The following is a 26,680-nucleotide window of genomic DNA, read 5'->3' as shown; positions in this document are numbered from 1 at the left end:
GAGTATAAGGAGGATAGGACGAGTTGCGTCCTTGCGAAGAGGTTATCTTCCGGCGAGGAATCGCGAGACGACCGGGCCCCAGGCCTCGCTGCCGCCCTGGCCGAAGAAGAGCCCGTGACCGTCACGCCCATAAGGGCCGAGCGGCTGGAAATCCACCTGCCCGCCCGCCGTGCGATAGGCGTCCGACATGCGGATCGCGAGCGGCCGGTCGAAGAACGTGTCGTTGGCCGAATAGATCCAGAGCGTCGGCACGCGCGCGGTGCGCCCATACTCCCCGGCAGCGGCTGCCAGGTTCTCCGGACGGCAGACCTGGTTTGGCAAGCCGCCCTGCCAGCCGCCGCGCCCGCCCGCGAAGTTCACGATGGCGCCGACCTCCGGCGGGTTGAGGCTGGAAAGCGCGATGACGCCCCACCCACCGGCCGATTGCCCGACCACCAGCGCGGGAGCGCGCGCCACGTCGGGCCGCGCCTGCAACGCGCGGGTGGCGGCCAGGATGTCCCGCGCGGCCTCGAGCCCCGCGGGCCCGTAATTGCCGCGCGAGCAGCCGCCGAATTCCTCCGCCCAGGGCCCGCCCGTCGCGCCATAGCCCCGGCGCATCGGCATGGCCGCGACATAGCCGCGCGAGGTGAACCAGCGCACCGCCTCGTTGGAGCAGGAGGCCGGGCGCATCATCGGCCGGTCCGCCGCATCGGCGGGCGAGCCGTGGTTGATGACGACGAGCTTCGCCGGACCGGGTGCGGCGGGGCGGCAGATGCGCGTGGCGAAGGGGCGATCCGCATGGGGAATGGTCAGCTCGATCAGCTCGCCCCCGCCCTGGTCCTGCGCCTCCGCCGCACAGGCGGCGAGCAGCAGCGCGGCGGCGAGGAGCGCCCGGCGGATCACTCCCCGCCCTTGTTCCGCATGAGGCGCGCCTTGTCGCGCTGCCAGTCGCGCTTGGCGATGTCGGCGCGCTTGTCGTGCATCTTCTTGCCGGCGGCGAGGCCGAGAATGACCTTGGCCCGCCCCTTCTCGTTGAAGCGGATCTCCAGCGGCACGAGCGTCGCGCCCTCGCGCGTCACGGCGCCCGTCAGGGTCCGTATCTCCTTGCCGTGCAGCAGCAGCTTCTTCGGCCGCACCGGGTCGAACTTCGCCATGAAGCTGCCGGCCTGATACTCCGGGATGTGGCAGCCGAAGAGCCACATCTCGCCGTCCCGCTCGCCGGCCCAGGCCTCGGCGATGGAGGCGCGGCCGAGGCGCAGGCTCTTCACCTCGGGCCCGTGCAGCACGAGGCCCGCCTCATAGGTCTCGCCGATCTTGTAGTCGTAGCGCGCGCGGCGGTTTTGCGCCGCCGTGCCCGTGCTGATGATCGGCTTCTTGCGTGGCTCCGCGGCCATCAGGTGTCTTTCAGTTGAGCAGGCCCGCGCCGCGCATCGCGCTCTCCACGCGCTTGCGCGTGGCGTCGCCGATGGGGGCGAGCGGGAGGCGGCAGAACTCGCTGCCGCGGCCAAGCAGGCTCGCCGCGTACTTCACCGGGCCCGGCGAGGTCTCCGAGAACAGCGCGTCATGCACCGGCACCAGGCGGTCCTGGATCGCGATCGCGTCGTTCACGCGGCCCTCGCGCCAGGCCTTGTGCATGTCGGCGCAGAGGCGCGGCGCGATGTTGCTGGTGACCGAGATGCAGCCGTGGCCGCCGGACGCCATGAGCGCGAGCACCGTGTGGTCCTCGCCCGAGAGCTGGATGAAGTCGGCGCCGCAGGTCATGCGCTGGTGCAGCGGGCGCGCCAGGTTCGCCGTCGCGTCCTTCACGCCGATGATGTTCTTGTGCTTGGCGAGGCGGCCCATCGTCTCCGGCGTCATGTCCACCACGCTGCGCGGCGGGATGTTGTAGATGATGAGCGGCAGGTCCACGGCGTCGGCGATGGCCTTGAAATGCAGGTACATCCCCTCCTGCGTGGGCTTGTTGTAGTAGGGCGTGACGACCAGCGTCGCGTCCGCGCCGGCCTTCTTCGCATGCGCAGCGAGGTCGATGGCCTCGGCCGTGCTGTTGCTGCCTGCGCCGGCGACGACCGGCACGCGGCCGCGCGCGGTCTCGACGCAGATCTCCACCACCCGCTTGTGCTCGTCATGGCTCAGCGTCGGGGATTCGCCGGTCGTGCCGACGGGCACCAGGCCCTCCGTGCCTTCCGCGATTTGCCATTCCACGAGGTCCGCGAACGCCTTCTCGTCCAGTTTGCCGTCGGCATGCATGGGCGTGATGAGGGCGGTCAGCGATCCCTGCAGGCGAAGGGCGGACATGGGCGATTTCCTTGTGCGTTTGGCGCAGGTGCGCGCGCAGCGGTGAGAAATAGGCAAGACTCCGCGGCGTAACAAGCGCGTTGCCCGGATGACCTGCCCTGCGTGGCCGGGTTAGAATGCGGGATGCGCCGGATCCTCGCCCTTCCCGCCCTGGCTCTCACCGCCACCCTGAGCCTGCCCCTGGCCCTTCCCGCCGCCTGGGCCCAGCCCGCCCGCGAGGCTGGGCGGCAGGCGCTGGCCGCGGCCCAGTCCCAGCGATGGATCGACGCGCAGCAGGCCGCCGCCAGCGCCGATCCGCTCGTCGCCAAGATGGTGAACTGGATGCGCTTCACCCAGCGCGGCGGCAGCAGCAGTGCGGCCGAGATCGTGGCCTTCATCGAAGGCGCGGCCGACTGGCCGAGCCAGGACGCCCTGGCCCGCCGCGCCGAGGAGCTCCTGGCCTCGGACCCCGACGACGCGCTGGCGATCCGCTTCTTCACGCCCCGTCCCGCCCGCACGCTGGATGGCGCTATCCGCCACGTCACGGCGCTGCAGAATGCCGGCCGCACCTCCGAGGCCCGCGCCGCCGCCCGCCGCGCCTGGGCCGAGGACACGCCTTCGGACGCCTTCGCGGAAACGACCTTCCTGGAGCGGGCAGGTTCCCTCCTGAACTCCGACGACCACTGGGCGCGCTTCAACCGCCTCTCCTTCGGGCGCGACCCGGCGGCCGGCCAGCGGCTGGCGCCCCTGCTCGACCCGCAGCGCCGGGCCCTCGCCCAGACGCGCCTCGCCTATGCCGTGGATGGGGGCGCGAGCGACCCGAACCCGGCCGCCGCCGCCCGCGATGCCGGCGCCACGCTGGAGCGCGCCCGCGGCCTGCGCCGCCGCGACCAGGACGCCGCCGCGGCCGCCGCCTGGGCCGCGGGCGTCGACGCCCAGGCCAACCTTCCCGCCGATGCCCAGCGCGCCATCTGGACGGAGCGCCAGGTCCTGGCGCGCAAGCTGGTCCGCCTCGGCGATCCGCGCACGGCCTACACGGTCGCGGCGCAGCATGGGCAGACCCTGCCCGGCGAGTCCCGCCAGGAGGCCGAGTTCCTGGCCGGCTTCATCGCCCTCCGGCTGCTCGACGACCCGGTCCGGGGCCTCGCGCATTTCCAGCGCCTCGGCGAGGGCAGCCGCAGCGCCATCACCCAGGCCCGCGCCGCCTACTGGCAGGGCCGCGCCGAGCGCGACCCCGCGCGCGCCCAGGCCCAGTTCCAGCGCGCCGCCGCCTTCCCCGTGACCTTCTACGGCCAGATGGGCGCGCTCGCCCTCGGCGAGGGCGGCACGCAGATCTCCCAGCGCATCGCCAGCCTGCCGGTCCCACGCCCCACGGAGGCCGAAGCCCGCGCCTTCCTGGAGCGCGAGCTGCCCCGCCTCGTCTTCACCCTGGGCGAGCTGGGCGAGGCGCGCCGCGCGCGCCCCTTCCTGCTGCGGCTGGAGGAGACTGCGCCCAGCAATGCCGAGCGCCTGCTGGTCGCGCGCCTGGCCACCATCATCGGCCGGCCGGACTTCGCCGTCTGGGTCGCGCGGCGCGGCGGCGCGCATGGCGCGATGCTGGTCGAGGACGGCTGGCCTGCTCCCTACCCCGCGCCGGAGGGCGGCGCCGAGCCCGCCGTGGTCTTCGCCATCACCCGGCAGGAGAGCAATTTCGACACCGAGGCCGTCTCCTCCGCCAGCGCCCGCGGGCTGATGCAGCTGATGCCCGCCACAGCGCAGAACGTCGCGCGCCGGATGGGCGTCCCGCATCAGGTGGGTTGGCTGACCTCGGACCCGACGCACAACATCCGTCTCGGCTCCTTCTACATTCAGGACCGGCTGGACACCTTCGGCGGCGTGATGCCCTTCGCCTTCGCGGCCTACAATGCGGGCGGCGGGCGCGTGACCGAGTGGATCAGCACCTTCGGCGACCCGCGCGGCGGCGGAATTCCCATGCTGGACTGGATGGAACTCATCCCCTTCGGCGAGACCCGCAACTACGTGCAGCGCGTCATCGAGAACGTCGCGGTCTACCGCGCCCGGAACCCGCGCGCGGCGAGCATGGACCACCCCATGGCGCAGTGGACCCGGTGAGGACGACCCGGTGAGGGGCATCGCGTCGCTGGGCGGCATCGGCTTTCTGCGTCCTGCTCCCGGCACCTGGGGCTCGCTGGCCGTCCTGCCCTTGGCGCTGCTGCCGCCCTGGGCCCTGGTGCTGGCCGCCGCGATCTTCACCGCGGCCGGATACTGGGCCCTGACCCGCCTGCCGGAAGCCGCCGAGGACCCGGGCTGGGTCGTGGTGGACGAGGCGGCCGGGCAATCCCTGGCGCTGGCCGCCGCCGGGGCGAGCTGGCTCGGCGTCGTGCTGGCCTTCCTGCTGTTCCGCGCGTTCGACATCCTGAAGCCCGGTCCCGTCGGCTGGGCCGATCGCCAGCACGGCCCCTTCGGCGTGATGGCGGATGACGTGGTGGCGGGCGCGCTCGCCGCTTTGGCGCTACTGGGGATTTCCTGGCTGGGATGGCTCTGATGCTGGACGACGCGACGCTCGAAGAGGCCGCACGCCTGCTGCGCGACATGGAGGCGAAGCGCCTGACCCTGGCCACCGCCGAGAGCTGCACGGGTGGGCTGATTGCCGCCGCGCTGACCTCCATCGCCGGTTCCTCCGCCGTGGTGCTCTCCGGCTTCGTGACCTATTCCAACGAGGCCAAGACCGCGATGGTCGGCGTACCCGCGGACCTCATCGCCCAGGTCGGCGCCGTCTCGGAGGAGGTCGCGCGCGCCATGGCCGAGGGCGCACAGGCACGTTCCGGCGCCTCGCTGGCCCTGTCCTGCACCGGGATCGCGGGCCCCGGGGGCGGCAGCGCGGCCAAGCCTGTTGGCCTGGTCCACCTCGCCGCCCATCGCGCCGGCCAGCCGACCCTGCATCGCCGCCGCGTTTTTTCCGGCGACAGGACAGCCATCCGCGCCGCCACCGTGCGGGAAGCCTTCCAGATGGCACACTCCCTGCTTGGCTGAACCGCGCCCATCTGAGCAGCTGATTCGCCGCTCGGCGTAGCCGCCCCGGCGGATCAGACGCTATATCAGTTCGATGACAAGGACCGCCCCCCATGCCCGATAACGACGAATGGGAAGTCCCCGAGGCCTTCCAGCCAGACCCGTCCGAGTTCGCTTTCGACCTCGATGAGCGGCTGGCCAGCGTCGTCGCTATCAAGGCCCTGGTGCCGCCGGACGCGACCTCCGCGCCCTCGCTGGGCGTGGAGCGAGAGGGCTCGGGCGTCTGGATCGATGCGGGCGGGCTGGTGCTGACGATCGGCTATCTCATCACCGAGGCCGAGCAGATCTGGATCACCAATTCGGACGGCAAGGTGGTCGAGGGCACGGCGCTCGCCATGGATTTCGAGACCGGCTTCGGCCTGGTGCAGGCGCTCGGCCGCCTGCCGAACCAGAAGGTGGCGCCGCTCGGGGATTCGGATTCCATGCGGCACGGCACCCATGGCGTGCTGGCCGCCGCCGGCGGGCGCAGCCACGCGCTGGCCTGCACCGTGGCCGCGCGCCAGCCCTTCGCGGGCTATTGGGAATACCTGCTGGAGAACGCGATCTTCACCGCCCCGGCACATCCGCATTGGGGCGGCGCGGGCCTCTTCGGCAGCGACGGGCGGCTGGTGGGGATCGGCTCGCTGATCCTCCAGCAGGGGCAGGAGGGCGGCAAGCGCATGGACCTCAACATGGTCGTGCCCGTCAGCGAGCTGCTGCCCATCCTGGAGACGCTGCGCCGCACCGGCCATTCCGGCCGCCCTGCACGCCCCTGGCTCGGCCTTTACGCGACCGAGGACGACGAGGCGGTGGGCGTCGGCTCGCTCGCCAAGGGCGGCCCGGCCGAGCGCGCCGGCGTGCGCCCGCGCGACCGCATCCTGGCGGTGGATGGGCAGAGCGTGAACGACCTCGCCTCGCTCTGGACCGCCGTGCGCGCGGCGGGGCCCGCCGGCTCGGAGGTGCGGCTCACGCTCTCGCGCGGGAACCGGCAGCTCGACCTCGCCATCACCAGCAGCGACCGCTCGCGGCATCTGAAGGCGCCCCGGCTTCACTAGCCAGCTCCGCCCTCGGGGCCCGAGGGCGCAGAATACCACGCAACCGTCCGCCTCCTTGCAGGTTGTTCCGCCGCAACGGCGGAGCCATTTCCCATGCTGGCGCGGGCGGTCACGATGGCGAAGGATATCGTCAACGGCTTCCTCGAGGACGAGGCGCTGACGCGCGCGGCGGCCATCGCGTATTTCGCACTCTTCTCGCTGGGCCCCCTGCTCTTCCTCATCACCGGCCTCGCGGGCGTGGTCTTCGGCGAGCAGGAGGTGAAGCGCGCGCTGGCGGAGCAGATCACCGGCCTCATCGGGACCGAGGCAGGCGGCGCCGTTCAGGGCATGGCGCAGAACGCGCTGGGCGACGCCAAGGGCGGCTGGGCCTTGGCCCTTGGTGTGGCCACGCTCACACTCACGGCCTCGGGCGCTTTCGGCGCCCTGCAAAGCGCGCTGAACGCGATCTGGCGGACGGAGACACCTCCATCCGACGCGGAGACGACGACGGAGGCCATCACGCATTTCGTGCGGGCCAAGGCGCTGAGCCTCGGCCTCGTCGGCACGACCGGCTTCCTGCTGCTCGTCTCGCTGGTGGTCAGCGCGGCGCTCTCGACCTTTCAGAACTGGCTCAGCAGCCGCATGCCCGGGCTCGACCTCCTGCTCGGCATCCTGAACTTCTCGGTGTCGCTGATCTTCATCACGCTGCTCTTCGCCGCGATCTACAAGATCCTGCCCGACCGTCGGCTGCATTGGCGCGACGTGCTGGTCGGCGCCTTCGCGACGGCCCTGCTCTTCTCGTTCGGCAAGACGGCGATCGCGGTGTACATCGGCAGCTCGGGCGCCGCCGAGGGCTTCGGCGCCGCCGGTTCGCTCGCGATCATCCTGCTGTGGCTGTACTACTCGGCAGTGATCTTCCTTCTGGGGGCCGAATTCACGCGCGCCTGGTCGGGCAAGGAGCCGACGACCATCGAGGCGGCCGCGATGGTCGGCGCGCCGCCGCCCGCGCCCAAGGGCAGCGGCGCCCTCGCGCTCGACGGGACGAAAGCGCGCGAGGCCCAACTGCTGCTCGCGCTCACCGGGATCGCAGCCATCCTCTCGTTCATGCGGCGCGGCCGCCGCGCCTGATGCCCGCCCCCACGCACCCGGCGCCGGCGCTCGCCTCGGAAGCCGAACTAGTTCAGCGGCACTTCCATCCGGCTCAGCACGGGCTTCCACGCCTCCTGCTGGTCCGTAAGGAAGCGCGCGAACTCGGCGGGCGTACTGCCGACGATGTTCTGCACCTCGCCCGTGATGCGCTCCCGCACGCGGGTGTCCGTCAGGGACTGCACCGCGGCCGCGTGCAGCGCCGAGATCGCGTTCTGCGGCGTACGTGCCGGCGCCAGCAGTCCAAACCAGCTCAGCGCCTCCAGGCCCGGCGCGAATTCGGCGAAGGCCGGCACGTCGGGCGTCTGCGGCATGCGCTGCAGGCTCGTCCAGCCGAGGATGCGGCCCTGGCCGTTGCGCATCACCGGGATCGCCGTGCTGCCCGCGACCACCAGCAGGTCCAGGTTGCCGGCGACGAAATCGTTCATCGCCGCCGCGTCGCCGCGATAGGTCACATCCTGCATGGTGATGCCGAGGCGCTGCAGCACCATCAGCATCGCGACGTTGGTCAGCGTCGTGGGCCCATTGGTGCCGTAGGTGATCCGGCCCGGGCGCGCCTTTGCAGCCTCGATCAGCTCCTGCACGTTCTTCGGCCCGTCCGGCCGCGCGATGACGGCGAAAGGATAGGTGGTGCAGAGCGAGATCGGTGCGAAGTCCTCGATCTTGTAGGGCAGGTTGCGCTGCACGATCGGGTTGATGGTGAGCGTCGTGCCGGAGGACATCAGCAGCGTGTGCCCATCGGGCTGCGCGCGCGCCACCGCCTCGCCGCCGATGATCGTATTGGCGCCAGGGCGGTTCTCCACCTGCACGGGCTTGTTCAGCGCCTGCGTCATGCGCTCGGCCATCAGGCGCGTCAGCACGTCGGTGCTGCCGCCCGGCGCGAAAGGCACGATGATGGTGACGTTGCGCGACGGGAAGCCGCCCTGCTGGGCAAGCGCGGGCGTCGCCAGCAGCGGCAGCGCCGCGCCCAGCGCGCGGCGGGTGATCTTGGACATGTGGTACCTCCGTTTAGCGCGATTATGACGGCGCGGCGCGAGGTGTCGAGTTCACGAGACCGGAATGTGGCGGAACCGGTAACCGCGGCTACATTGTTTGGCCGCAATACCCGGCCAATCCAGGCCGGGCGGTAAGCCGAAGGGAAACGCCGTGGCCAAGATCGTTCTGGTTGTCGAGTTCAAGCTGAAGGAAGGCGCGCATGCCGCCTTCAACACCATCATGCGCGACCACGCTGCCGGCACCCTCGCCGACGAGCCGGGCTGCGAGCGCTTCGACGTGCTGCAGCCCATGGGCAAGGAAGGCCCGGACCTCAGCCGCGTCATGCTGGTGGAAGTCTATGCCGACGACGCGGCGCTCGCCGCGCACACCGCCAATCCACGCCTCGGCCGCACCCGCGCCGCCTATGCCGACCTCATCGAGGATCGGAAGATTCACCTCTGTCACTTGTAAGGAGATCATGATGTTCCCGAAGCAGCTTCGCCTGGCCCTCGTCGTCGCCGGCCTCGGCCTCGGCACGGTGGCCTGCACGAATCCCTACAGCCCTGGCCAGCGCGCCGCGGGCGGCGCCCTCATCGGCGCCGGCGGCGGCGCGGCGGTTGGCGCGCTGGCGGGTGGCGGCCAGGGTGCGCTGATCGGGGCAGGCGTCGGCGCACTGGGCGGCGCGGCCATCGGCGCCGCGACCACCCCGCAGCCGCCGCGCGGCCGCTACTACCGCGGCTACTGACGCGACGCTTTGCGAACCTCTCCGGGCGTGGCACCATCCCGCCCGAGAGGAACGTACAAGATGAACTGGCTGAACGGGGCGATCGACGTCGATCTGCATCCCATGGTGCCCGGGCTTTCGGCCCTGGCGCCCTACCTCCCGCCCCTCTGGCGCGATCATATCCACATGCGCGGGCTGGAGGGCTTCGACAGCCAGTCCTTCCCGCCCAATTCGCCCAAGGTGGTGCGCGCCGACTGGCGCCCCGCCAGCGGGCCGCCCGCCGCGACCATCGGCCAGCTGCGCGAGCAGGTTCTCGACCCCTGGCAGATCTCGCGCGGCATCGTGACGCCGCTCTATGGCGTGCAGCTCGTTTTCAGCGAGGACATGGGCAACGCCTTCACCGCCGCGCTCAACGACTGGACGCGCGCGGAATGGCTGGATGCCGAGCCGCGCCTCGCTGGCTCCATCGTGCTGCCGATGTTCAATCCGGAGCACGCGGTGGCGGAAATCGAGCGCCTCGCGCCCGATCCGCGCTTCGTGCAGGCCATGGTGCTGGTGATGGGCGAAAGCCCGCTCGGCCGCCGGCACAACTGGCCGATCTTCGAGGCGCTGGCGAAGCACGACATGCCGCTCGCCATTCACGCCGGCAGCACCTACCGCAATCCCGTCACCTCGCTCGGCTGGCCCTCCTGGTACGCGGAGGACTACGCGGCCAACCAGCAGGCCTTCCAGAGCACGCTGGCCTCCCTCGTCACCGAGGGCGTCTTCGTGAAGTTCCCGAAGCTCAAGGTCGTGCTGCTGGAAAGCGGCGTGAGCTGGCTGCCCGCCTTCCTGTGGCGCCTGTCGAAGACCTGGAAGGGCGTGCGCTTCGAGGTGCCCTGGATCGACCGCTCGCCGCTCGAGATGGTGCGCGACCATGTGCGCCTCTCCATCCAGCCCTTCGACGCGCCGGACGATGCCGAGACGGTGAAGCGCCTCATCGACCATCTTGGCAGCGACGAGCTGCTGATGTGGTCGAGCGACTGGCCGCATTGGCAGTTCGACGGCGATCCACGGCTGCCGCCGGGCATCGCCCCCGAGCTCGCGCGGAAGATCTGCGTGGAGAATGCGCTCTCGACCTATCCTCGCCTCGCCGCGGCCCATGCCGCGACGGCGAGCTGACCGGAGGATCGTGCCATGAACGTCATCCGTCCCCAGGCGGCCCCGGGCCGTCCCCTCGCCGCGACGCAGGGCCTCGTGGATGTGGACATCCATCCGCGTCCGCGCTCGCTCCATGATTTCGACCCGTGGCTGTCGAAGGAGGTGCGGGAGCGGCTGCACACCTACGGCATCCGCCCGCGCCACGGCTTCGTGAAGGGCTCGCCCTACTTCAAGTCGCAGCCGCTCGCCTCGCGCAAGGATTCCTGGCCCGTGGGCGGCACGCCGGCGAGCGACCTGAGCTTCGTCGCGGAGCAGCACCTGGATTTCCACGGCGTGGATGTGGGCGTGCTCAACCCGCTGCAGCCCACGGGCCAGGGCGACCAGAACAACCCCTTCTCCGCCGCCATGGCGCATGCGGTGAACGAGTGGCAGCTCGCCAACTGGGTCGACAAGGACGACCGCCTGCGCGCCTCCGTCGTCGTGCCCTATGAGGACCCCGAGGCGAGCGCGAAGGCGATCCGCCTGCGCGGCGGCGACCGGCGGTTCTGCCAGGTGCTGCTGATGAGCCGCACGTCGCATCCCCTCGGCAATCCGAAATACTGGCCGATCTTCGAGGCGGCGGAGGAGGTGGGCCTGCCCATCGGCATCCACGCCTTCGGCTATTCCGGCTGGGCCATGACCAATGGCGGCTGGCCGAGCTTCTATATCGAGGAGGTGAGCGAGCACGCGACCTCCTGCCAGTCCCTGGTCAACTCCATGGTGCTGGAGGGCGTGTTCGAGCGCTTCCGCCGATTGCGCGTCGTGCTCATCGAATGCGGCTTCGGCTGGCTGCCCAGCGTGGCCTGGCGGCTGGACAAGCACTTCCCCTCGCTGCGCCACGAGGTGCCGCATCTCAAGCGCCTGCCGTCGGAGCAGATCCGCGAGCACATCTGGGTCAGCACGCAGCCCGTCGAGGAACCGCCGCGCCCCGAGCAGCTGCTAGACTGCATGGGCTGGATCGGCTGGGACCGCATCCTCTATGCCAGCGACTATCCGCACTGGGATTTTGACGATCCGCGCTACGCGATCCCGAGCTTCATTCCCGAGGCGCATCGCGCCGCGATCTTCGGCGGCAATGCCCGCAAGGTGTACGGCTTCTGATGACACGCCATGTCGTGGCCCCCGTGGCCGAAATCGCGCCCGGCGAGCGCCGATTGGTGGAGCTGGACGGCAAGCGCATCGTCCTCTTCAACCTGGAGGGCGAGTTCTTCGCGCTGTCCGACCGCTGCCCGCACCAGGGCGGCCCGCTCTCAAAGGGGCCGGTCATGGGCCTCGTGCAAAGCGCCTGCCCTGGCGAATACAGCTACGATCGCGAGGGCGAGATCGTGCGCTGCCCCTGGCATGCCTGGGAGTTCGATATCCGCACCGGCAAGTCGCGCTTCGACCCCCGGCGCATGAAGGTGCGCGCCTTCCCTGCCTGCGTGGAGAAGGGCGAGGCGCTGGAACTGCAGGCGGAGACGTTTCCGGTCAGCGTCGAACAGGAATACGTGGTGGTCGAGGTCTGACGAAACCTTCCCTTCGTTGCGTGGTTAGCAGCGCAACGAAAGGAGTCTCCCGCCATGAACCTCGTGATCTATATCGTCGGCCTCGTCGTCGTCATCGCCGCCATTCTGAGCTTCTTCGGCCTGCGCTGAGTCAGGCGGCGAACTCGCGCGTCACGCGCTCGAACGCGACATCCAGCCAAGGCAGCAGCGCCTCGACATCCGAGCGCTCCACGGTGGCGCCGCACCAGATGCGCAGGCCCGGCGGCGCGTCGCGGTAGCTGCCCGCATCCAGCGCCACGCCCTCGTTCTCCAGGATCGCGGAAAGCCGCTTGGCCACAGCCTCCTGCTTCGCGGGCTCCATCGCCGTGAACCAGGGGGCCACGATCCGCAGGCAGACCGAGGTGCAGGAGCGCGTGGCCGGGTCCTCGGCCAGGAAGCGCGCCCAGTCGCTCTTCGCTTCCCAGGCGGCGACGGCGGCGAGGTTGCCCTCGGCACGTGCGACCAGGGCCTTCAGCCCGCCGATGCCCTCGGCCCAGCGCAGCCCGTCCAGCGCGTCCTCGACGCAGAGCATGGAGGGAGTATTGATCGTATCGCCCTTGAAGATCCCCTCGATGAGCTTCCCGCCCTTGGTGAGGCGGAAGATCTTGGGCATCGGCCACGCCGGGCGGTGCGCTTCCAGACGCGCCACGGCACGCGGCGAGAGCGCCATCATGCCGTGCGCGGCCTCGCCCCCCAGCACCTTCTGCCAGGACCAGGTGACGACATCGAGCTTGTGCCAGGGCAGGTCCATGGCGAAGGCGGCGCTGGTGGCATCGCAGATGGTCAGCCCCTCCCGGTCCTCCGCGATCCAGCCGGCATCCGGCAGGCGGACGCCGCTCGTGGTGCCGTTCCAGACGAAGACGCAGTCGCGCTTCGGGTCCACCGCGGAGAGGTCCGGCAGCCGGCCGTAGGGGGCGCGCAGCAGCCGCAGGTCCGGCAGCTTGAGCTCCTTCTCGATGTCCTGCGCCCATTCGGCCGAGAAGCTCTCCCAGGCCAGCACGTCCACGCCGCGCGGGCCCAGCAGGCCCCACAGCGCCATCTCCACCGCGCCCGTGTCCGAGGCCGGGACGATGCCGAGCCGGTAGTCGGGAGGCAGGCCCAGAAGCGCCGCCGAGCGCGAGATGACCTCCGCGAGCTTGGCCTTGGGCGCCGGGGCCCGATGGCTGCGCCCCAGGAGTGCGCCCTCCAGGGCGGCGAGCGAGAAGCCCGGGCGCTTGGCGCAGGGGCCCGAGGAGAAATGGGGATTGGCGGGCTTCAGCATGGCAGTTTCCTCGCATGCGCGGGGCGCCATGTCATCCGGCGGCCTTTTCTTCCGGCGCGCCCCAGCGCAGTGTCCGCCGCATGGCCGACGCCCTCGAAACATTCTGCCAAGCCCTGCCCAAGGTCGATCTCCACGTCCACCTGCTGGGCGCCGTGCGCCAGTCCACCTTCGCCGAGATGGCCGCCCGCACCGGCATGAGCGAGGCCGAGACCGAGGTCCTCTACGCCCGCGACGCCAAGCCCAAGGGCGTGCTGCACGTACTCCGCGCGCTGGAGCAGCGGGTGCTGCGCCAGCCCTCCGACCTGCACCGCATCGCCTATGAGCATCTGCAGGACGCCGCCGCCCATGGCGTCCGGCACAACGAGATCTTCTGGAACCCCACGGGCACCGAGCACATCTTCCCCTACGCCAAGGGCGCCGACGCCATCCTGGCCGGCTTCGCCGATGCGGCGGTGGATTTCGGCGTCTCCGCCCTGCTCATCCCCTCCATCGACCGCGAGGCCACGCCCGAGGCGGCGACCGCGCTCGCCGAATGGATGCTGGCCTACCGGCGCGACCCGATCATCGGCATGGGCATCGACTACCGGGAGACGGACCGCCCGCCCGAGCTCTTCTGGAAGGCCTGGCGCCTGGCCAAGCGCGGCGGCTTCCGCCTCACCGCCCATGCGGGCGAATTCGGCTGCCACCCCCGCAACGTCGAGACCGCGATCGACCTGCTGGAGGTGGATCGCATCGACCACGGCTATACCATCCTGGAGGATGAGGCGCTGACGGCCCGCTGCGCCGAGCGCGGCATCCTCTTCACCGTGGTGCCGACCAATTCCTACTACCTCCGCACGCTCCCGCCCGAGCGCTGGGCGCTGGACCACCCCATCCGCCGCATGCCGGGCGCTGGGCTGCTGATCCACCCCAACACCGACGACCCGCCGCTGCACCAGGTCACGCCGACCCGCTGCTGGCGCATGATGGTCGAGGATTTCGGCTTCGGGCTGGCGGACCTGCGCGGCTTCACGCTGAACGGCATCCGCGGCGCCTTCCTGCCGGAGCCCGCGCGGCGCCATCTCGAAGGCGTCTTCGCGCAGGAGTTCGACGCGCTGGCCGCCGAAATCTACCCCGAAGGAATCATCGCATGATCGGCCGCCGCGCCCTTCTCGCCGCCCCCGGCCTGCTGGCCGCGCCGGCGTTCGCCCAATCCTGGCCGACGCGGCCCATCACGCTCATCGTGCCCTTCGCGGCCGGCGGCAATGTGGACACGGTGGCGCGCCTCACCGCCGCCGAGCTCTCGAAGCGCCTCGGCCAGAGCGTGGTCGTCGAGAACGCGCCCGGCGCGGGCGGCACCATCGGCACGGAGCGCGTGGCCCGCGCCGCGCCCGACGGACAGACGCTGCTGGTCGGCGTGGAGAGCCCCTTCACCATCTCGCCGCACGTCACCCCCGGGGCCGTGCGCTACGACGCCGTGCGGGACTTCGCGCCTATCGGCATGATCGCGTCGCTGCCGCTGACGCTGGTGGGGCGGCCGGACCTTCCGGCGAACGACCTCGCGGGCGTCATCGCCCTTGCCAAGTCGCGGCCCGAGGGGCTGACCTTCGCCTCCTCCGGCACCGGCACCTCGCTGCATCTCTGGGGCGAGATCATCGCCCGCCGCTCCGGCGCGAAGCTGGAGCACGTGCCCTATCGCATCGCGGCGCAGATCCCGACGGACCTGATGGCGAGCCGCCTCGACCTCGCCGTACTCACGGTGACGAGCACGGGGCCGCTGCTGCGCGACGGGCGCATCAAGGGCTTCGCCATCTCCTCGCTGGAGCCCGCGCCGGGCCTGCCGGACCTGCCGCCCCTGGCGCGCCTGCCGGAATTCGCGGGGCTGGAGATCCTGGCCTGGCAGGGCCTCTTCGCGCCCGCGCGGACCGATGCCGCCATCACGCGCCGCGTGGCGACGGAGCTCGACGCCATGCTGGCCGATGCGGAATTCCGCCAGCGCCTCGCGAATGTCGGCATGACGCCCTGGCACAAGACGCCGGAGGAGCTGACCGAGCTCGTCCGCAGCGAAAGCGCGCGTTATGCCGAGGTGGTGCGGGCTGGCAATATCCGCGCGGACTGAGCGGCACGTCCTGGGCCGCGCCGGTTTCGGCGCGGGCCGCTAAGGCGCGTGGAAGAAGGTGGGCGACGCCCGCAGCGTGCGCCACGCGATCCAGCCGATCGCAAGGCTGCATACCGCCAGCGCCGCCGCGCCGATCCCGAAATCCGCGAGCCGCATCGTGATGGAGGCGAAGGCCGCGAGCGGAAAGGTGAAGGCCCAGAAGCCCGGGTTGAACCCGCCTGCCACCAGGAAGGGAAGCTCGATCACCAGCAAGGCCAGCGTGAAGCACGCGAAGCCGTAGAGTGCGAAGACCAGCGGCCCGTGCCCGCCCAGCGCCTCCAGCGCCAGCGCGCTCACGGCCGGCGGTGCGAGCAGGATGAAGAAGGCCGGCCGCAGCACGACGGGCAGCGGCGGCCCCTCCACCATGCGATGCAGCAGCAGCGGCTGCAGCGCCAGCCAGAGCGTCGTGCCGACGCCGAAGAGCATCCAGCCCAGCATCGGCATGCCGAGCGCGGGGGCGAAGATGCTCGCCACCAGATTGCCCACCAGGGGTATCAGCAAGGGCGGCGCCAGCATGGCCCCGCTCCCCTCGCCGCGCAGCGCGCGTCCGAGCAGCGCGAGACCCACCCCCCATTGCAGCGCGACCGCGACCAGCAGCACGACGCGCGCGACGCCGGGCACGTAAGGAAGCAGCGTCGCCGCCACCAGCATCAGGCCGATGGCGATGGCGCCAGCGAAGCTGCCGCGGAAGGGATGCTGCCAATCCTCGCGCGCCATGAAGGGATGGCGCATGGCGCGCATCACGTGCAAGGCGGTGATGACGATCCAGGCCAGTGCGGTCAGCGCCATCAGCGCCTCGCCCACCGGCGCGGCCCAGGGCGCGGCCTCCGCGAAGACGCGCCAGGCAAGTCCCATGCCGCCCAGGCCCATCGGCACGGCCAGGAGCGGCAGCGGGAAGTAGGCGAGCGTGCGGTCAGCCAAAACGCGTGGCGTCCACCGTCACGCCATGATCCAGCGGCCCGTGCCCGCTGCCGAAGCCGGGCGCGGCCAGGATGGCCGCGCGCACATAGGCCCGCGCGCGCGCCACGGCCGGCACCATCGCCATGCCCTGCGCGAGCCCGGCCGCGATCGCGGATGCCATGGTGCAGCCCGTGCCGTGCGTGTGGCGCGTGGCGACGCGGCGATCCTCGAAGCGCGTGATCCCCTCGGGCGTCGCCAGCAGGTCCACCAGCACCTCGCCTTCCATATGGCCGCCCTTGAGCAGCACCGCCGGCACGCCGAGCGCGAGCAGCGCCTTCGCGGCGCGCTCCATCCCGGCTTCGCCGTCGATGCTCATGCCCGCGAGCACCTCTGCCTCGGGAATATTGGGCGTGATCAGCGTGGCGAGCGGCAGGAGGCGGCGCTTCAGCGTCTCCACCGCATCCTCGGCCAGCAGGCGATGACCGCCCTTGGCCACCATCACGGGGTCGGCGACGAGCGGCACGCCCGGCGCGCGGGCGGCGATCTCGTCGCACACCGCCTCGATGGTCGGCACGTCATGCAGCATGCCGGTCTTGATCGCATCGGCGCCCAGGTCGTCCAGCACGGAGGCGATCTGCTGGCGGATGAAGCCGGGCTCCACGCCCAGCACACCCTGCACGCCCAGCGTGTTCTGGGCCGTCAGCGCCGTGATCGCCGTCATCGCGAAGCCGCCCAGCGCGGTGACCGCCTTGATGTCGGCCTGGATGCCCGCGCCGCCCCCTGAGTCGGAGCCGGCGCAGATCAGAACCTTGCCCTTCATGCGCTGACTTTGGACCGGATCGTCCCGCACAGGCTGTCCATCACCTGGTTCAGCCGCGCCTCCTCCTCCGCCTCCACCATCACGCGGATCACGGGCTCGGTGCCGCTGGCGCGGATGAGCACGCGCCCGGACTCGCCTAGCGCCGCCTCCTCCGCGGCGATGGCGCTCTGCACGCCCGCGTCGCGCAGCGGCGAGGCGCCGGTGTAGCGGATGTTCACGAGCTTCTGCGGCAGCGTCTCGAACTGGCGGCAGGCCTCGCTCGCGGGGCGCTTCTGCTCGACCAGCACGGCCAGCACCTGCAGCGCGGCCACCAGCCCGTCGCCCGTCGTGCCGAAATCGCTGAGGATGACGTGGCCGGACTGCTCGCCGCCGAGGTTGCAGCCGATCTCGCGCATGCGCTCGCCCACGTAGCGGTCGCCCACGGCCGTGCGGTGCAGGGTGAGCCCCTTGCCCTTCAGGAAGCGCTCCAGCCCCATGTTGCTCATGACGGTGGCGACGATGCCCTCGCCCGTGAGCCGCCCCTCCGCGGCCCAGGACGAAGCGATGAGCGCCAGGATCTGGTCGCCGTCGATCACGTTCCCCTTCTCGTCCACCAGCACCACGCGGTCGGCATCGCCATCCAGCGCGATGCCGAGGTCGGCGCGGCGTTCCGTCACCAGCGCGGCCAGCTGCGCGGGGGCGGTGGAGCCGACATTGCGGTTGATGTTGAAGCCGTCCGGCGCGACGCCGACGCTCACCACCTCGGCCCCCAGCTCCCACAGCACGGTGGGCGCCACCTTGTAGGCAGCGCCATGCGCGCAATCGACGACGACGCGCAGGCCCTCCAGCGTCAGCCCCCGCGGGAAGCTGGCCTTCGCGGCCTCGATGTACCGGCCCGGCGCGTCCTCCAGCCGCGAGGCGCGGCCGAGCTTCTCCGGGCTCACCAGCGCGGAGGCCAGATCGCCCTCCATCAGCCGCTCGATCGCGCTCTCCTGCTCGTCGGAGAGCTTCAGCCCGTCGGGGCCGAAGAGCTTGATGCCGTTATCCTCGTGCGGGTTGTGCGACGCGCTGATCATCACGCCGAGATCCGCGCGGAGCGAGCGCGTCAGCAGGGCGATGGCCGGCGTGGGCAGCGGCCCCACCAGCACCACGTCCATCCCGGCCGAGACGAAGCCGGCCGTCAGCGCGGGCTCCAGCATGTAGCCGGAGAGGCGCGTGTCCTTGCCGATGACGACCCGGTGGCGGTGCGTGCCGCGGTTGAAGAATCGCCCCGCCGCCTGGCCGAGCCGCAGGGCGGTGCCGGCATCCATCGGCGGCCGGTTGGCCGTGCCGCGAATGCCGTCGGTGCCGAAAAGCTTGCGCTTCGAGGCGCCTGGAAGAGTCCTGAGGGTCATCGGGTTCGTCATGCGTTCGGGAGCCTAGCGCCGGATCCACCTCGGCGGCTCCGGCTTGAGCTGTCTTGCTACCCCCCGCGTCCCGTGGACACAATCGCGGCATGACCTCCCCCCGCGAACGCGCCCTCGCCTTCTGCACCCGCTTCGGCCTGCGCGCGCCGATCCTGCAGGCCCCCATGGCCAGCTCCTCGCCCCCCTCGCTCGGCATCGCCGTGGCCAATGCCGGGGGCATGGCCGGGTTCGGCGCGCTCAATTCCAACCCCGAGGAGATCGCGGGCTGGGCGCGGACCTTCCGCGCCGGCAGCAACGGTGCCTTCCAGATCAACCTCTGGGCGCCCGACCCGCCACCGGTCCGCGACGCGGCGCATGAGGATGCGGTGCGCGCGGCGCTCGCGACCCTCGGCCCCGAGCCCGCCCCGCTCGGCGACGGCCCCTTCGTGCAGGACTTCGCGGCCCAGTCCGAGGCCGTGCTGGCGGCGGGACCCGCCGTGGTCTCCACCATCATGGGCATCGGCTGGACGCCGGATTTCGTGGCGCGGCTGAAGGAGCGCGGCATCCTCTGGATCTGCAACGCCACCACGCTGGCCGAGGCGCGTGAGGCCGAGGCCGCCGGCGCCGACGCCATCGTCGCCCAGGGGGCGGAGGCGGGCGGGCATCGCGGCAGCTTCGACCAGGCGAAGGCCGAGACGCAGCTTATCGGCCTCGTCGCGCTGATCCCGCGCTTCGCGGACGCGCTGTCGGTGCCCGTGATCGCGGCGGGCGGAATCATGGACGGGCGGGGCGTCGCGGCCGCGCTGACGCTCGGGGCCAGCGCCGTGCAGATGGGCACGGCCTTCCTGCGCTGCCCCGAGGCGCAGGTGGCACCGGCCTGGGCCGATGCGCTGGCGGGCGCCGCGCCAGAGGATACGGTACTGACGCGCGGCTTCTCCGGGCGCCTCGCGCGCGGCATCGCCAACCGCGCCACCGAGATGTTCGAGCGCGTGAAGCCCGCCCCCTACCCGTTGCAGCGCGTGCTCACCACGCCCATGCGGACCGAGGCCGGCCAGGAAGGCGATGCCAGCCGCATGCAGCTCTGGGCCGGACAGGGTGCCGCGATGGCGCGCGCGGAACCGGCCGGCGATGTCCTGCGGCGCATCTGGGCCGAAGCCGAGGCGCTTCTGCCGGCCTGACGGTGCCTAGGCCATGGGCTCATGGCCACGGAGTCATATCGGAACTGACCAGCGCCCCGGGCGCATGGCTGCGCTGCCCGGATCACCGCAACGAACCGGGCAGGGCCGTGTTGGGATGAGTGGAACAAAGGGGAGATGATCCAATGTCCGCTCACGACAACCACATGGCCCAGGAACTGGCCCGCAAGGTCCGCGACGCGCGCTTCGCGAGGGGCCACCGCGAAGCCATGGCCGGCTTCGGCGGCCATGACGAGGCCAGCGCGGGCGACCGCCGCCGCGCCTGGCGGAAGGCCACGCCCTCGCCGTTGCGCCCCGCTCGCGGCGTGATGCATCCGAACGGCGATCACCGCGCGGGCGAGGTGAACGAGGCGCCGCTTCCGGCCTGGACGGGCCGCTAGCGCCTCAGCGCGCGGGCGTCCGGCCCGCGAGAAGAACGTCGCGCCATTTCGCCGTCTCGGCGGCGATCATGGCGCGGAATTCCTCGGGCGTGCTGGAGATGTTGGGCGATCCCATCTCGGAGATCCGCCGCTTCACCTCCGGCTCGGCCAGGGCGGCGACCGTCGCGGCATGCAGGCGCGGCACCATGCCGGGCGGCATGTCCGCGGGCGCCAGCAAACCGTACCAGCCGCCCGCCTCGAAGCCCGGAAGGCCGGCCTCGCTCATGGTCGGCACGTCGGGCAGGAGCGGTGCGCGCTCGGCGCTGGTGACCGCGAGCGCGCGCAGCGCGCCCTGGCGCACCTGCTGGGCGACGAGCACCAGATTCTCGAAGGTATAGGGCATCTCGCCCGCGACGATCGCCATCACGACCGGCGCGCTGCCGTTGTAGTGGACGGGCTGGGCCGGGAAGCCCACGCGCTGGCGCAGCGCCTCGCCCGCCAAAAGCTGCGGCGAGCCAAGGCCGGGCGTGGGATACATCACCTCCTGCCGGATGCCGCGCAGGGCATCCATCATCGAGCGCAGGTCCCGCCAGGGCGAGTTGGCGGGAACCACCAGCACCAGCGGCGTGCGCGCGAGGATGCTGATGGGCGTGAAATCCGCCGCGGCGTCGAAGCTCAGATTGCTCTCGATCGTCGGGCTGACGGAAAGCGGACCGGAACTGCCGAGCAGCAGCGTGTACGGATCGCCCTTCGCGCGCGCGACGACGGCCGTCCCCACATTGCCGCCGGCACCGCCGCGGTTCTCGATCACGAAGGGCTGGCCGAGGCTGCGCTGCAGCGGCTCGGCGATCAGCCGCGCCAGCGTGTCGATGATGCCGCCCGGCAGGAAGGGCACCACAATGCGGACAGGCCGGTTCGGCCACGCCTGTTGGGCATGGACGCGACCGGCCAGCGGCAGCAGCGGCGCGGCCAGGAGGCCGCGCCGCGAGATATCCGGGATCACTGGGGTTCCAGCACGAACTTCAGGACGGTGTCCTTCGTCACGATGCCGCCGCGGTCGCCCGGCGTGAGCTGGCCGTAGCGCTGAGCGAAGCTCGGCGGCAGCGGCCGCCCGTCCGGCGGCGAGAGCCAGAGCCGGAAGAGGTGGCGGCGGCGCTCCGGCTCGGGCCAGTCCTCGAAATCGGTACGGCTGTGCAGGATCTGGTGGTTGTGCAGGAACTGCATGTCGCCCGGCCGGAACTCGATCTTCAGATTCAGCGAGGGATCGCGCGTGAGGTCGTCGAACATCTGCAGCGCCTCGGTCTCGGCGGCGGTGAGACGGCGGGCCTCCGGGAAGTTCTGCTGCGCCGAGCGGATGTACTGGCCGGAATAGATCGTCGTCAGCTGCCCCTCGTGCCAGCTGAAGACCGGCACCTCGAACCAGGGCAGCATGCCCGGCGGGATCTCGCCGCGCCGGTCGGTCGGGAAGGCGTGGAAGAGCTGCTCGTAGAGGTCGGGGCGGCGCTTCAGCATCTCGTCATGCAGCGTGACGGAGCTAACGATCATGCTCTCGCCGCCGGAGCGCGAGGTCTTGAGGCAGAGCAGCCCCACGATGTCGCAGGAATCCGTGTGGTACTCGAGCTCGCGGTTGGTCTGGTAGTAGCGGACCGTCGGCTTGCTGATGTCGAGGCCGAGATCGCGCACATGGCCCAGCAGATGCCCCTTGGCGTTCTGCGAGCGGAAGCTGCCGAGATGCGCGCCGATGCCGAGATAGGCGATGGCCGCCTGCTCGGTCGTGTACTTCGCCACCTCGAAGCCGCGGAACTGCACGAAGCCGCGCCCGTGCAGCAGGTCCTGCAGAATGCCGTCCAGCACCGGGCCGAGCGTCGGCAGGCGGAAGGTCTGGCGCGAGATGCGCCCCATCTCCTGTCCCGAGGCCTGGTGCGCGCGGATCGCGGCGTCGATCTCCGAGAGCTCTGCCGCCGTGAACTGGTGCAGCCAGGAGCCGTCCCGGATCATTTCCGGGCCGGTCCAGGCGGCGGGGCCGCCGATCGGGCCAGGCGGTAGCGCGACGCGCTCCTCGGCGAGGGCGTGGGACATGTTTTCCTCCGAAGTCTTTTCTTCTGAGGGACAGGCTGGGGCGGCATCCGGGCTAAGTCTATTTCATTTTTTGCGCTTATTTATCAGATTACCTTATGGCCAACATCACCCTCCGGCAGCTCCGCGCCTTCCTGGCCGTCGCCCGCGCCCGCAGCTTCACCCGCGCCGCCAGCGAGCTGAACCTCACGCAATCCGCGCTGACCATGGCGATCCGCGGGCTGGAGGAGGAGGTCGGGCTCAGGCTGCTCGACCGCAGCACCCGCGCGGTGGCGCCCACCGCCCATGGCGAGCGCTTCATGGCGACGGCCGAGCGCCTGCTGGACGAGATGCAGCGCGCCATCGACGACCTGCGCGCCATCGCCGACCGGCAGAGCGGCCTCGTGGTCATGGCCGCCACCGCCTCCTTCATCGGCCCTGTCGTCGCGCCTGCGCTGCAGGCGGTCGCCGAACGCTTTCCCGGCATCGCCGTCCGGCTCATCGAGGAGCACACGGACGGCGCCGCGCGCCGCCTGCTGGCGGGCGAGCTCGACTTCGCCATCACCACCCTGCCGCGCCCCGAGCCGGGAATCGAGGCGATCCCCCTGATGCGCGACCGCTTCGGCCTGCTCTGCCCGCGCGGCCATCCCCTGGCGCGTGCCGGGAAGAGCCTGGGATGGGGCGTGCTCGCCGATTTCCCGCTGGTGGGGATGAGCCAGCTCAACGGCATGCGGCGCGCGCTCGACCAGGACGGCCACGGCGCCAAGGCGGTGCACGGGCTGCGCTACGAGGTCTCCAGCATGACCACGCTGCGCAGCCTCGTGGAGCAGGGCGTCGGCGTCGGGGCGGTGCCGGCGCTGGCGGCGCGCCCCCTGCGCGGCTCGGGCCTCGCCTGGCGCAAGCTGGAGCCGGCGGTGCATCGCACGGCCTCCCTGGCGCGCCGCGCCGGCCGGTCCCTCACCCCCGCCGCGACCGAGGTGGTGACGGCCCTGCTGGCGCAACTGCAATCCCTGCGCGACCCGGGCATCGAGGTGCTGACCGATCGCGGCGCGCTGGCACGCGAGGGCTGGATCGTCCCGGCGGAATCCGGGGCGACGACGCGGGTGACAGCGACTCGCCCGACTGCGTAACCTCCGCCCGCCAAGCAGGGAGCGGGCGTGCATGGAGCGTTTCTTCGGCCTCGCCGAGCAGGGCACGAGCGTGAGCCGCGAGGTCGCGGCCGGCCTCGCGACCTTCCTCACCATGGCCTACATCCTGGTGGTGAACCCGCAGATCCTGGCCGCGGCCGGGATCGACCACGGGGCCGCCTTCGTGGCCACCTGCCTCGCGGCGGCCATCGGCTCGGTGCTCATGGGGCTGATCGCGAACCTTCCCATCGCGCTGGCGCCCGGCATGGGGATCAACGCCTACTTCGCCTTCGTCGTGGTGGGCGCCATGGGCGTCTCCTGGCAGGCGGCGCTGGGCGCGGTCTTCGTATCGGGCATGATCTTCTTCGCCGTCAGCGTCTCCCGCGTGCGGGAGTGGCTGATCGACGGCATCCCGCTCTCGCTCAAGCTCGGCATCGCCGCGGGCATCGGCATGTTCCTCGGCCTGATCGGGCTGAAGAACCTGGGCCTCGTCGTCGCGCATCCGGCGACGCTTGTGGGAATGGGCAATATCGCCTCCGCCCCGGTGATCATCGGCAGCCTGGGCTTCGTGCTGATGGCCGCCCTTTCGGCGCGGCGGGTGCCGGGCGCCATCATCATCGGCATTCTCGTCACCGCCGCGGCGGGCATCCCCTTCGGGCTGACCACCTTCCAGGGCTTCGTCGCCACGCCGCCCTCCTTGGCGCCGACCTTCCTGCAGCTCGATATCGCGGCTGTCTTCAACATCGGCATGCTGGGGGTGGTCTTCACCTTCTTCCTGGTGGACCTGCTGGACAATGCCGGCACGCTCATCGGCACCACGCACCGCGCCGGGCTGATGCGGCCCGACGGCAGCGTGCCGCGCCTCGGCCGCGCGCTGCTGGCCGACAGCGGCGGCGCCATGATCGGCGCGGCGCTCGGCACCTCCACCACCGTCAGCTACATCGAGAGCGCAGCCGGCATCCAGCAGGGCGGGCGCACGGGGCTGACGGCCATCGCGGTGGGAGGCTTCTTCCTGGTCGCCCTCTTCGCGGCCCCTCTTGCGGCCTCGGTGCCGGAATATGCGACGGCGCCCGCGCTCATCTTCGTCGCCTGCCTCATGGCGCAGGCGCTGAAGGGGGTGCATTGGGACGACGAGACCGAGTACCTCCCCGCCATGATCACCGTCTTCGCCATGCCCTTCACCTTCTCCATCACCACGGGCATCGGCCTCGGCTTCCTCGCCTATGTAGGCGTGAAGACGCTGGCCGGCCGGGCGCGCGAGGTGCATGGCGCCGTCTGGGTTCTCGCGGCGCTCTGCGCGGTGAAGTTCGCGCTGATCTGATGCTTCGTCCCGCCGCCTTCGCGCCGCTGCGCCATCCTGCCTTCCGGCTGCTCTGGATCGCCAACCTCGCCTCCAACACCGGGCTCTTCATCCAGAACACGGCGGCGGGCTGGCTGATGACCAGCCTGGACCCGGCGCCGATCATGGTCAGCTTCGTCCAGGCCTCCTCCCAGCTGCCGGTCTTCCTGCTGGCCCTGCCCGCCGGCGCGCTGGCCGACATCATGGACCGCCGCCTCTTCCTCATCGGCGCGCAGGTCTGGATGATGCTGATCGCGACGCTGCTCTGCCTGCTGACGGCGGGCGACGCGCTGGGACCCTGGGGGCTGATCGCCTTCACCTTCGCACTCGGCGCGGGCCTCGCCATGACCTTTCCCGCCTGGGCGGCGACCACGCCGGAGCTGGTTCCGCGCGAGGACCTGGTGGGCGCCATCGCACTCAACGGCATCGGCTTCAACCTCACGCGCGCCGTGGGCCCCGCCATCGGCGGGCTCGTCGTCGCCTGGTTCGGGGTCGAAGCGGCCTTCGCGCTGAACGCGCTCTGCATCCTGACGCTCGTCGTCTCGCTCTTCTTCTGGAAGCGAGAGCCCATGGCGTCGCGCATGCCGCGCGAGCATTTCCTCTCCGCCGTTCGGGCGGGCGCGCGCTTCGTGGCGGCAACGCCCGCCATGCACGCGGCGATCCTGCGCGCGGTGGTCTTCTTCCTCTTCGGCTCGGCCGTCTGGGGCCTGCTGCCGCTGCTGGTGCGCGAGACGCTGCAGCTCGGCCCGCAGGCCTTCGGCCTGCTGCTGGGTTGCATGGGCGCGGGAGCGGTGATGGCGGGCTTCCTGCTGCCCGCGGTACGCGGCCGGATCGACCGCTCGGACATCGTGCTCTGGTCCTCGGTGCTGAACGGGGTGGCGCTGGCCATCCTGGCGACGCTGCACCACTGGTTCTTCGCCGCGCTCGGCATGCTGCTCTACGGCGTGGCCTGGATCTCGGCGGCCTCGACCATGCAGGCCGCGGCGCAGATGGCCGCACCCGCCTGGGTGCGCGCGCGCGCGATGGGCGTCTACCAGATGAGCTTCTTCGGCGCGATGGCCGCCGGCGCGGCCTTCTCCGGCTGGATCGCGGGGCGCATCGGCGTCGAGATCACGATGGGCGCCTTCGCGCTCTGCGCGCTGGTCAGCGCCTTCGCCGTGCGCCGCTGGCGCCTGGAGGGCGACCTGCCCGCCACGCCCCAGAAGGTCGAGCTCGCGCGGCCGGAACCCGCCGACTCGTCGCTGCGCAGCCTGCTGCACGAGGGCGAGAACCGCGTGCTGGAGGTCGTGCGCTATCACGTCGCGCCCAAGGATCGCGAGGCCTTCCTCGCCGCGGTGTCCCAATGCCGGCGGGTGCGGCTGCGCGGCGGCGCGCGGACGTGGCGCCTCTATGAGGACGTGGCTCACCCCGAGCGCTGGGTGGAGCTCTGGACCATCGAGAGCTGGGCCGAGCATCTGCGGGAATCCACGCGCCTGACGGATGAGGACCGCTCCATCCTCGCGCGCGCCGCGCAATTCGATACGCACGGCACAGGGCCGGAAGCTGCGCGCTATGTGAATGTCAGGGTTTGACAGGCATCGATGGCGGATGGCGCAATGCTACCCATAGTTTGAAGGGTAAGGAGAACCTACGAATGGCCAAGCTTTCCAAGACCCGAAACACGCTGGGCGAGAATGCCCGCCTCGCGAGCGTCAACCTGCTGAACGCCGCCCTGGCTGACCTCATAGACCTCAGCAACGCCGTGAAGATGGCGCATTGGAACGTGAAGGGTCCGCAATTCGCTGCCCTGCACCTTCTCTTCGAGACCTTCTACGACCAGCTGGCCGAAGCGGTGGACGACACGGCCGAGCGCGTGGTCCAGCTCGGCGGCACGCCGGAGGGCACGACCCAGCAGGTGGGCGCCGCGACGCGCCTGGCGGCATACCCCGCTGACCTGAAGGACGGCATCAAGCACGTCACCGCCCTGGCCGAGCGCTATGCCGCCCTCGCCACCACGACGCGCGAGGCGATCGACGCGGCGGACGAGGCTGGCGATGCCGATACCGCGGACCTCTTCACCGCGACCTCGCGCACGCTCGACAAGGCGCTGTGGATGCTGGAAGCGCATTTGGGCTGAACGGGCCGCGCGTCCGGGCCCTTTGGCGGCCCGGACGCGGGGTGAGCTCAGCGCTTGCATTCTGTGATATTTTTCCCATCTCTCGGGCCGCCAAGGGGCGCGGTTTGTCCGAAGCGCGCCG

28 protein-coding genes are annotated in these 26,680 nt (G+C 71.1%); 18 read left to right on the top strand and 10 right to left on the bottom strand.

Annotated elements, in window-relative coordinates; all coding sequences use genetic code 11:
* Positions 1-42: 42 nt before the first annotated feature.
* Genes WJM96_RS06995 through dapA form a run of 3 tightly spaced genes read right to left on the bottom strand, consistent with a single transcriptional unit; the run spans position 43 to position 2,274 of the window.
* The gene (locus WJM96_RS06995; RefSeq protein ID WP_424811717.1) at positions 43-882 is read right to left on the bottom strand and encodes an alpha/beta hydrolase family protein; all 840 of its coding nucleotides are present in this window, start codon (positions 880-882) and stop codon (positions 43-45) included.
* Positions 879-1,373 (bottom strand): SsrA-binding protein SmpB, encoded by a 495-nt coding sequence (gene smpB, locus WJM96_RS06990; protein WP_424811716.1) that lies wholly within the window; start codon positions 1,371-1,373, stop codon positions 879-881. The genes WJM96_RS06995 and smpB overlap by 4 nt, the downstream gene beginning before the upstream one ends.
* Before the next feature lie 10 nt (positions 1,374-1,383).
* Positions 1,384-2,274: a 4-hydroxy-tetrahydrodipicolinate synthase gene (gene dapA / locus WJM96_RS06985; protein ID WP_424811715.1), complete on the bottom strand. Its 891-nt coding sequence runs from the start codon at positions 2,272-2,274 to the stop codon at positions 1,384-1,386.
* A 123-nt stretch (positions 2,275-2,397) separates the two neighbouring features.
* On the opposite strand from dapA, the gene WJM96_RS06980 reads away from it, so the two are divergent.
* The 5 genes from WJM96_RS06980 (at position 2,398) to WJM96_RS06960 (ending at position 7,466) form a co-directional block, all read left to right on the top strand.
* The gene (locus WJM96_RS06980; protein WP_424811714.1) at positions 2,398-4,365 is read left to right on the top strand and encodes a lytic transglycosylase domain-containing protein; all 1,968 of its coding nucleotides are present in this window, start codon (positions 2,398-2,400) and stop codon (positions 4,363-4,365) included.
* Positions 4,366-4,375: 10 nt separating this feature from the next.
* The gene (locus tag WJM96_RS06975) at positions 4,376-4,798 is read left to right on the top strand and encodes a phosphatidylglycerophosphatase A family protein (RefSeq protein WP_424811713.1); all 423 of its coding nucleotides are present in this window, start codon (positions 4,376-4,378) and stop codon (positions 4,796-4,798) included.
* Positions 4,798-5,286, top strand: coding sequence for a CinA family protein (locus WJM96_RS06970; protein ID WP_424811712.1), 489 nt, complete (start codon positions 4,798-4,800; stop codon positions 5,284-5,286). The genes WJM96_RS06975 and WJM96_RS06970 overlap by 1 nt, the downstream gene beginning before the upstream one ends.
* A gap of 92 nt (positions 5,287-5,378) precedes the next feature.
* Complete coding sequence (locus tag WJM96_RS06965; protein WP_424811711.1) at positions 5,379-6,359, top strand: S1C family serine protease; 981 nt, start codon at positions 5,379-5,381, stop codon at positions 6,357-6,359.
* A gap of 93 nt (positions 6,360-6,452) precedes the next feature.
* Complete coding sequence (locus WJM96_RS06960) at positions 6,453-7,466, top strand: YihY/virulence factor BrkB family protein (protein ID WP_424811710.1); 1,014 nt, start codon at positions 6,453-6,455, stop codon at positions 7,464-7,466.
* A 47-nt stretch (positions 7,467-7,513) separates the two neighbouring features.
* On the opposite strand, the gene WJM96_RS06955 is transcribed toward WJM96_RS06960, so the two are convergent.
* Complete coding sequence (locus WJM96_RS06955; RefSeq protein ID WP_424811709.1) at positions 7,514-8,479, bottom strand: Bug family tripartite tricarboxylate transporter substrate binding protein; 966 nt, start codon at positions 8,477-8,479, stop codon at positions 7,514-7,516.
* 151 nt (positions 8,480-8,630) lie between these two features.
* Here WJM96_RS06955 and WJM96_RS06950 point away from each other — a divergent pair, with 151 nt between their 5' ends.
* The 5 genes from WJM96_RS06950 to WJM96_RS06930 are packed head-to-tail and all read left to right on the top strand — an operon-like array spanning position 8,631 to position 11,867.
* Positions 8,631-8,930 carry a putative quinol monooxygenase gene (locus WJM96_RS06950; RefSeq protein ID WP_424811708.1) on the top strand — a complete coding sequence of 100 codons (300 nt, stop codon included), beginning with the start codon at positions 8,631-8,633 and terminating at the stop codon, positions 8,928-8,930.
* A gap of 7 nt (positions 8,931-8,937) precedes the next feature.
* Positions 8,938-9,204, top strand: coding sequence for a YMGG-like glycine zipper-containing protein (locus WJM96_RS06945; RefSeq protein WP_424811707.1), 267 nt, complete (start codon positions 8,938-8,940; stop codon positions 9,202-9,204).
* 60 nt (positions 9,205-9,264) lie between these two features.
* Positions 9,265-10,344, top strand: a complete 1,080-nt coding sequence (locus tag WJM96_RS06940) for an amidohydrolase family protein (protein WP_424811706.1) — start codon at positions 9,265-9,267, stop codon at positions 10,342-10,344.
* Positions 10,345-10,359: 15 nt separating this feature from the next.
* A complete protein-coding gene (locus WJM96_RS06935; protein ID WP_424811705.1) occupies positions 10,360-11,463 on the top strand; it encodes an amidohydrolase family protein in 1,104 nt (367 codons plus the stop codon).
* Positions 11,463-11,867 carry a Rieske (2Fe-2S) protein gene (locus WJM96_RS06930; protein WP_424811704.1) on the top strand — a complete coding sequence of 135 codons (405 nt, stop codon included), beginning with the start codon at positions 11,463-11,465 and terminating at the stop codon, positions 11,865-11,867. Before WJM96_RS06935 ends, WJM96_RS06930 begins: the two co-directional genes overlap by 1 nt.
* A 130-nt stretch (positions 11,868-11,997) precedes the next feature.
* On the opposite strand, the gene WJM96_RS06925 is transcribed toward WJM96_RS06930, so the two are convergent.
* Positions 11,998-13,146: a phosphoserine transaminase gene (locus tag WJM96_RS06925; RefSeq protein ID WP_424811703.1), complete on the bottom strand. Its 1,149-nt coding sequence runs from the start codon at positions 13,144-13,146 to the stop codon at positions 11,998-12,000.
* Positions 13,147-13,226: 80 nt separating this feature from the next.
* Between WJM96_RS06925 and WJM96_RS06920 the strand changes: the two genes are divergently transcribed.
* Together WJM96_RS06920 and WJM96_RS06915 are read left to right on the top strand one after the other, a co-directional pair.
* Positions 13,227-14,279 (top strand): adenosine deaminase family protein, encoded by a 1,053-nt coding sequence (locus tag WJM96_RS06920; protein WP_424811702.1) that lies wholly within the window; start codon positions 13,227-13,229, stop codon positions 14,277-14,279.
* Complete coding sequence (locus WJM96_RS06915) at positions 14,276-15,244, top strand: Bug family tripartite tricarboxylate transporter substrate binding protein (protein ID WP_424811701.1); 969 nt, start codon at positions 14,276-14,278, stop codon at positions 15,242-15,244. The genes WJM96_RS06920 and WJM96_RS06915 overlap by 4 nt, the downstream gene beginning before the upstream one ends.
* Positions 15,245-15,283: 39 nt before the next feature.
* Here the strand turns inward: WJM96_RS06915 and WJM96_RS06910 are convergent, their stop codons facing one another.
* Genes WJM96_RS06910 through glmM form a run of 3 tightly spaced genes read right to left on the bottom strand, consistent with a single transcriptional unit; the run spans position 15,284 to position 18,376 of the window.
* Complete coding sequence (locus WJM96_RS06910; RefSeq protein WP_424811700.1) at positions 15,284-16,204, bottom strand: hypothetical protein; 921 nt, start codon at positions 16,202-16,204, stop codon at positions 15,284-15,286.
* The gene (gene thiD, locus WJM96_RS06905) at positions 16,197-17,003 is read right to left on the bottom strand and encodes a bifunctional hydroxymethylpyrimidine kinase/phosphomethylpyrimidine kinase (protein WP_424811699.1); all 807 of its coding nucleotides are present in this window, start codon (positions 17,001-17,003) and stop codon (positions 16,197-16,199) included. Before thiD ends, WJM96_RS06910 begins: the two co-directional genes overlap by 8 nt.
* Entirely contained in the window at positions 17,000-18,376 is a 1,377-nt protein-coding gene (glmM, locus tag WJM96_RS06900) for a phosphoglucosamine mutase (protein ID WP_424811698.1), read from the bottom strand. The genes thiD and glmM overlap by 4 nt, the downstream gene beginning before the upstream one ends.
* 101 nt (positions 18,377-18,477) lie before the next feature.
* Here glmM and WJM96_RS06895 point away from each other — a divergent pair, with 101 nt between their 5' ends.
* Both WJM96_RS06895 and WJM96_RS06890 read left to right on the top strand, forming a co-directional pair.
* Positions 18,478-19,545, top strand: coding sequence for an NAD(P)H-dependent flavin oxidoreductase (locus WJM96_RS06895; protein ID WP_424811697.1), 1,068 nt, complete (start codon positions 18,478-18,480; stop codon positions 19,543-19,545).
* Positions 19,546-19,688: 143 nt separating this feature from the next.
* Entirely contained in the window at positions 19,689-19,943 is a 255-nt protein-coding gene (locus tag WJM96_RS06890) for a hypothetical protein (protein ID WP_424811696.1), read from the top strand.
* A gap of 4 nt (positions 19,944-19,947) precedes the next feature.
* Here the strand turns inward: WJM96_RS06890 and WJM96_RS06885 are convergent, their stop codons facing one another.
* Together WJM96_RS06885 and WJM96_RS06880 are read right to left on the bottom strand one after the other, a co-directional pair.
* Complete coding sequence (locus WJM96_RS06885; RefSeq protein WP_424811695.1) at positions 19,948-20,925, bottom strand: Bug family tripartite tricarboxylate transporter substrate binding protein; 978 nt, start codon at positions 20,923-20,925, stop codon at positions 19,948-19,950.
* On the bottom strand, positions 20,922-22,001 hold the full coding sequence (locus tag WJM96_RS06880; RefSeq protein WP_424811694.1) for a TauD/TfdA family dioxygenase: 1,080 nt from the start codon (positions 21,999-22,001) through the stop codon (positions 20,922-20,924). Before WJM96_RS06880 ends, WJM96_RS06885 begins: the two co-directional genes overlap by 4 nt.
* Positions 22,002-22,096: 95 nt before the next feature.
* On the opposite strand from WJM96_RS06880, the gene WJM96_RS06875 reads away from it, so the two are divergent.
* The 4 genes from WJM96_RS06875 (at position 22,097) to dps (ending at position 26,559) form a co-directional block, all read left to right on the top strand.
* Positions 22,097-23,107 carry a LysR family transcriptional regulator gene (locus WJM96_RS06875; protein ID WP_424811693.1) on the top strand — a complete coding sequence of 337 codons (1,011 nt, stop codon included), beginning with the start codon at positions 22,097-22,099 and terminating at the stop codon, positions 23,105-23,107.
* A gap of 31 nt (positions 23,108-23,138) precedes the next feature.
* Positions 23,139-24,425 (top strand): NCS2 family permease, encoded by a 1,287-nt coding sequence (locus WJM96_RS06870; protein ID WP_424811692.1) that lies wholly within the window; start codon positions 23,139-23,141, stop codon positions 24,423-24,425.
* The gene (locus WJM96_RS06865; RefSeq protein ID WP_424811691.1) at positions 24,425-26,014 is read left to right on the top strand and encodes an MFS transporter; all 1,590 of its coding nucleotides are present in this window, start codon (positions 24,425-24,427) and stop codon (positions 26,012-26,014) included. Before WJM96_RS06870 ends, WJM96_RS06865 begins: the two co-directional genes overlap by 1 nt.
* A 62-nt stretch (positions 26,015-26,076) precedes the next feature.
* Positions 26,077-26,559: a DNA starvation/stationary phase protection protein Dps gene (gene dps / locus WJM96_RS06860; RefSeq protein WP_424811690.1), complete on the top strand. Its 483-nt coding sequence runs from the start codon at positions 26,077-26,079 to the stop codon at positions 26,557-26,559.
* The last annotated feature ends 121 nt before the right edge of the window (positions 26,560-26,680 follow it).

The organism is Roseococcus sp. YIM B11640 (genome assembly GCF_049727625.1).
GTDB lineage: Bacteria > Pseudomonadota > Alphaproteobacteria > Acetobacterales > Acetobacteraceae > Roseococcus.
Note: the sequence above shows the minus strand (reverse complement) of the source record. Positions and strands in the feature narration are given on the sequence as shown.

Coding starts and splice junctions, on each gene's coding strand:
- smpB (WP_424811716.1), bottom strand. CDS start 1,373: ATGGCCGCGGAGCCACGCAAGAAGCCGATCATCAGCACGGGCACGGCG.
- dapA (WP_424811715.1), bottom strand. CDS start 2,274: ATGTCCGCCCTTCGCCTGCAGGGATCGCTGACCGCCCTCATCACGCCC.
- WJM96_RS06980 (WP_424811714.1), top strand. CDS start 2,398: ATGCGCCGGATCCTCGCCCTTCCCGCCCTGGCTCTCACCGCCACCCTG.
- WJM96_RS06970 (WP_424811712.1), top strand. CDS start 4,798: ATGCTGGACGACGCGACGCTCGAAGAGGCCGCACGCCTGCTGCGCGAC.
- WJM96_RS06965 (WP_424811711.1), top strand. CDS start 5,379: ATGCCCGATAACGACGAATGGGAAGTCCCCGAGGCCTTCCAGCCAGAC.
- WJM96_RS06960 (WP_424811710.1), top strand. CDS start 6,453: ATGCTGGCGCGGGCGGTCACGATGGCGAAGGATATCGTCAACGGCTTC.
- WJM96_RS06955 (WP_424811709.1), bottom strand. CDS start 8,479: ATGTCCAAGATCACCCGCCGCGCGCTGGGCGCGGCGCTGCCGCTGCTG.
- WJM96_RS06945 (WP_424811707.1), top strand. CDS start 8,938: ATGATGTTCCCGAAGCAGCTTCGCCTGGCCCTCGTCGTCGCCGGCCTC.
- WJM96_RS06940 (WP_424811706.1), top strand. CDS start 9,265: ATGAACTGGCTGAACGGGGCGATCGACGTCGATCTGCATCCCATGGTG.
- WJM96_RS06935 (WP_424811705.1), top strand. CDS start 10,360: ATGAACGTCATCCGTCCCCAGGCGGCCCCGGGCCGTCCCCTCGCCGCG.
- WJM96_RS06930 (WP_424811704.1), top strand. CDS start 11,463: ATGACACGCCATGTCGTGGCCCCCGTGGCCGAAATCGCGCCCGGCGAG.
- WJM96_RS06925 (WP_424811703.1), bottom strand. CDS start 13,146: ATGCTGAAGCCCGCCAATCCCCATTTCTCCTCGGGCCCCTGCGCCAAG.
- WJM96_RS06920 (WP_424811702.1), top strand. CDS start 13,227: ATGGCCGACGCCCTCGAAACATTCTGCCAAGCCCTGCCCAAGGTCGAT.
- WJM96_RS06915 (WP_424811701.1), top strand. CDS start 14,276: ATGATCGGCCGCCGCGCCCTTCTCGCCGCCCCCGGCCTGCTGGCCGCG.
- thiD (WP_424811699.1), bottom strand. CDS start 17,003: ATGAAGGGCAAGGTTCTGATCTGCGCCGGCTCCGACTCAGGGGGCGGC.
- glmM (WP_424811698.1), bottom strand. CDS start 18,376: ATGACCCTCAGGACTCTTCCAGGCGCCTCGAAGCGCAAGCTTTTCGGC.
- WJM96_RS06895 (WP_424811697.1), top strand. CDS start 18,478: ATGACCTCCCCCCGCGAACGCGCCCTCGCCTTCTGCACCCGCTTCGGC.
- WJM96_RS06890 (WP_424811696.1), top strand. CDS start 19,689: ATGTCCGCTCACGACAACCACATGGCCCAGGAACTGGCCCGCAAGGTC.
- WJM96_RS06880 (WP_424811694.1), bottom strand. CDS start 22,001: ATGTCCCACGCCCTCGCCGAGGAGCGCGTCGCGCTACCGCCTGGCCCG.
- WJM96_RS06875 (WP_424811693.1), top strand. CDS start 22,097: ATGGCCAACATCACCCTCCGGCAGCTCCGCGCCTTCCTGGCCGTCGCC.
- WJM96_RS06870 (WP_424811692.1), top strand. CDS start 23,139: ATGGAGCGTTTCTTCGGCCTCGCCGAGCAGGGCACGAGCGTGAGCCGC.
- WJM96_RS06865 (WP_424811691.1), top strand. CDS start 24,425: ATGCTTCGTCCCGCCGCCTTCGCGCCGCTGCGCCATCCTGCCTTCCGG.
- dps (WP_424811690.1), top strand. CDS start 26,077: ATGGCCAAGCTTTCCAAGACCCGAAACACGCTGGGCGAGAATGCCCGC.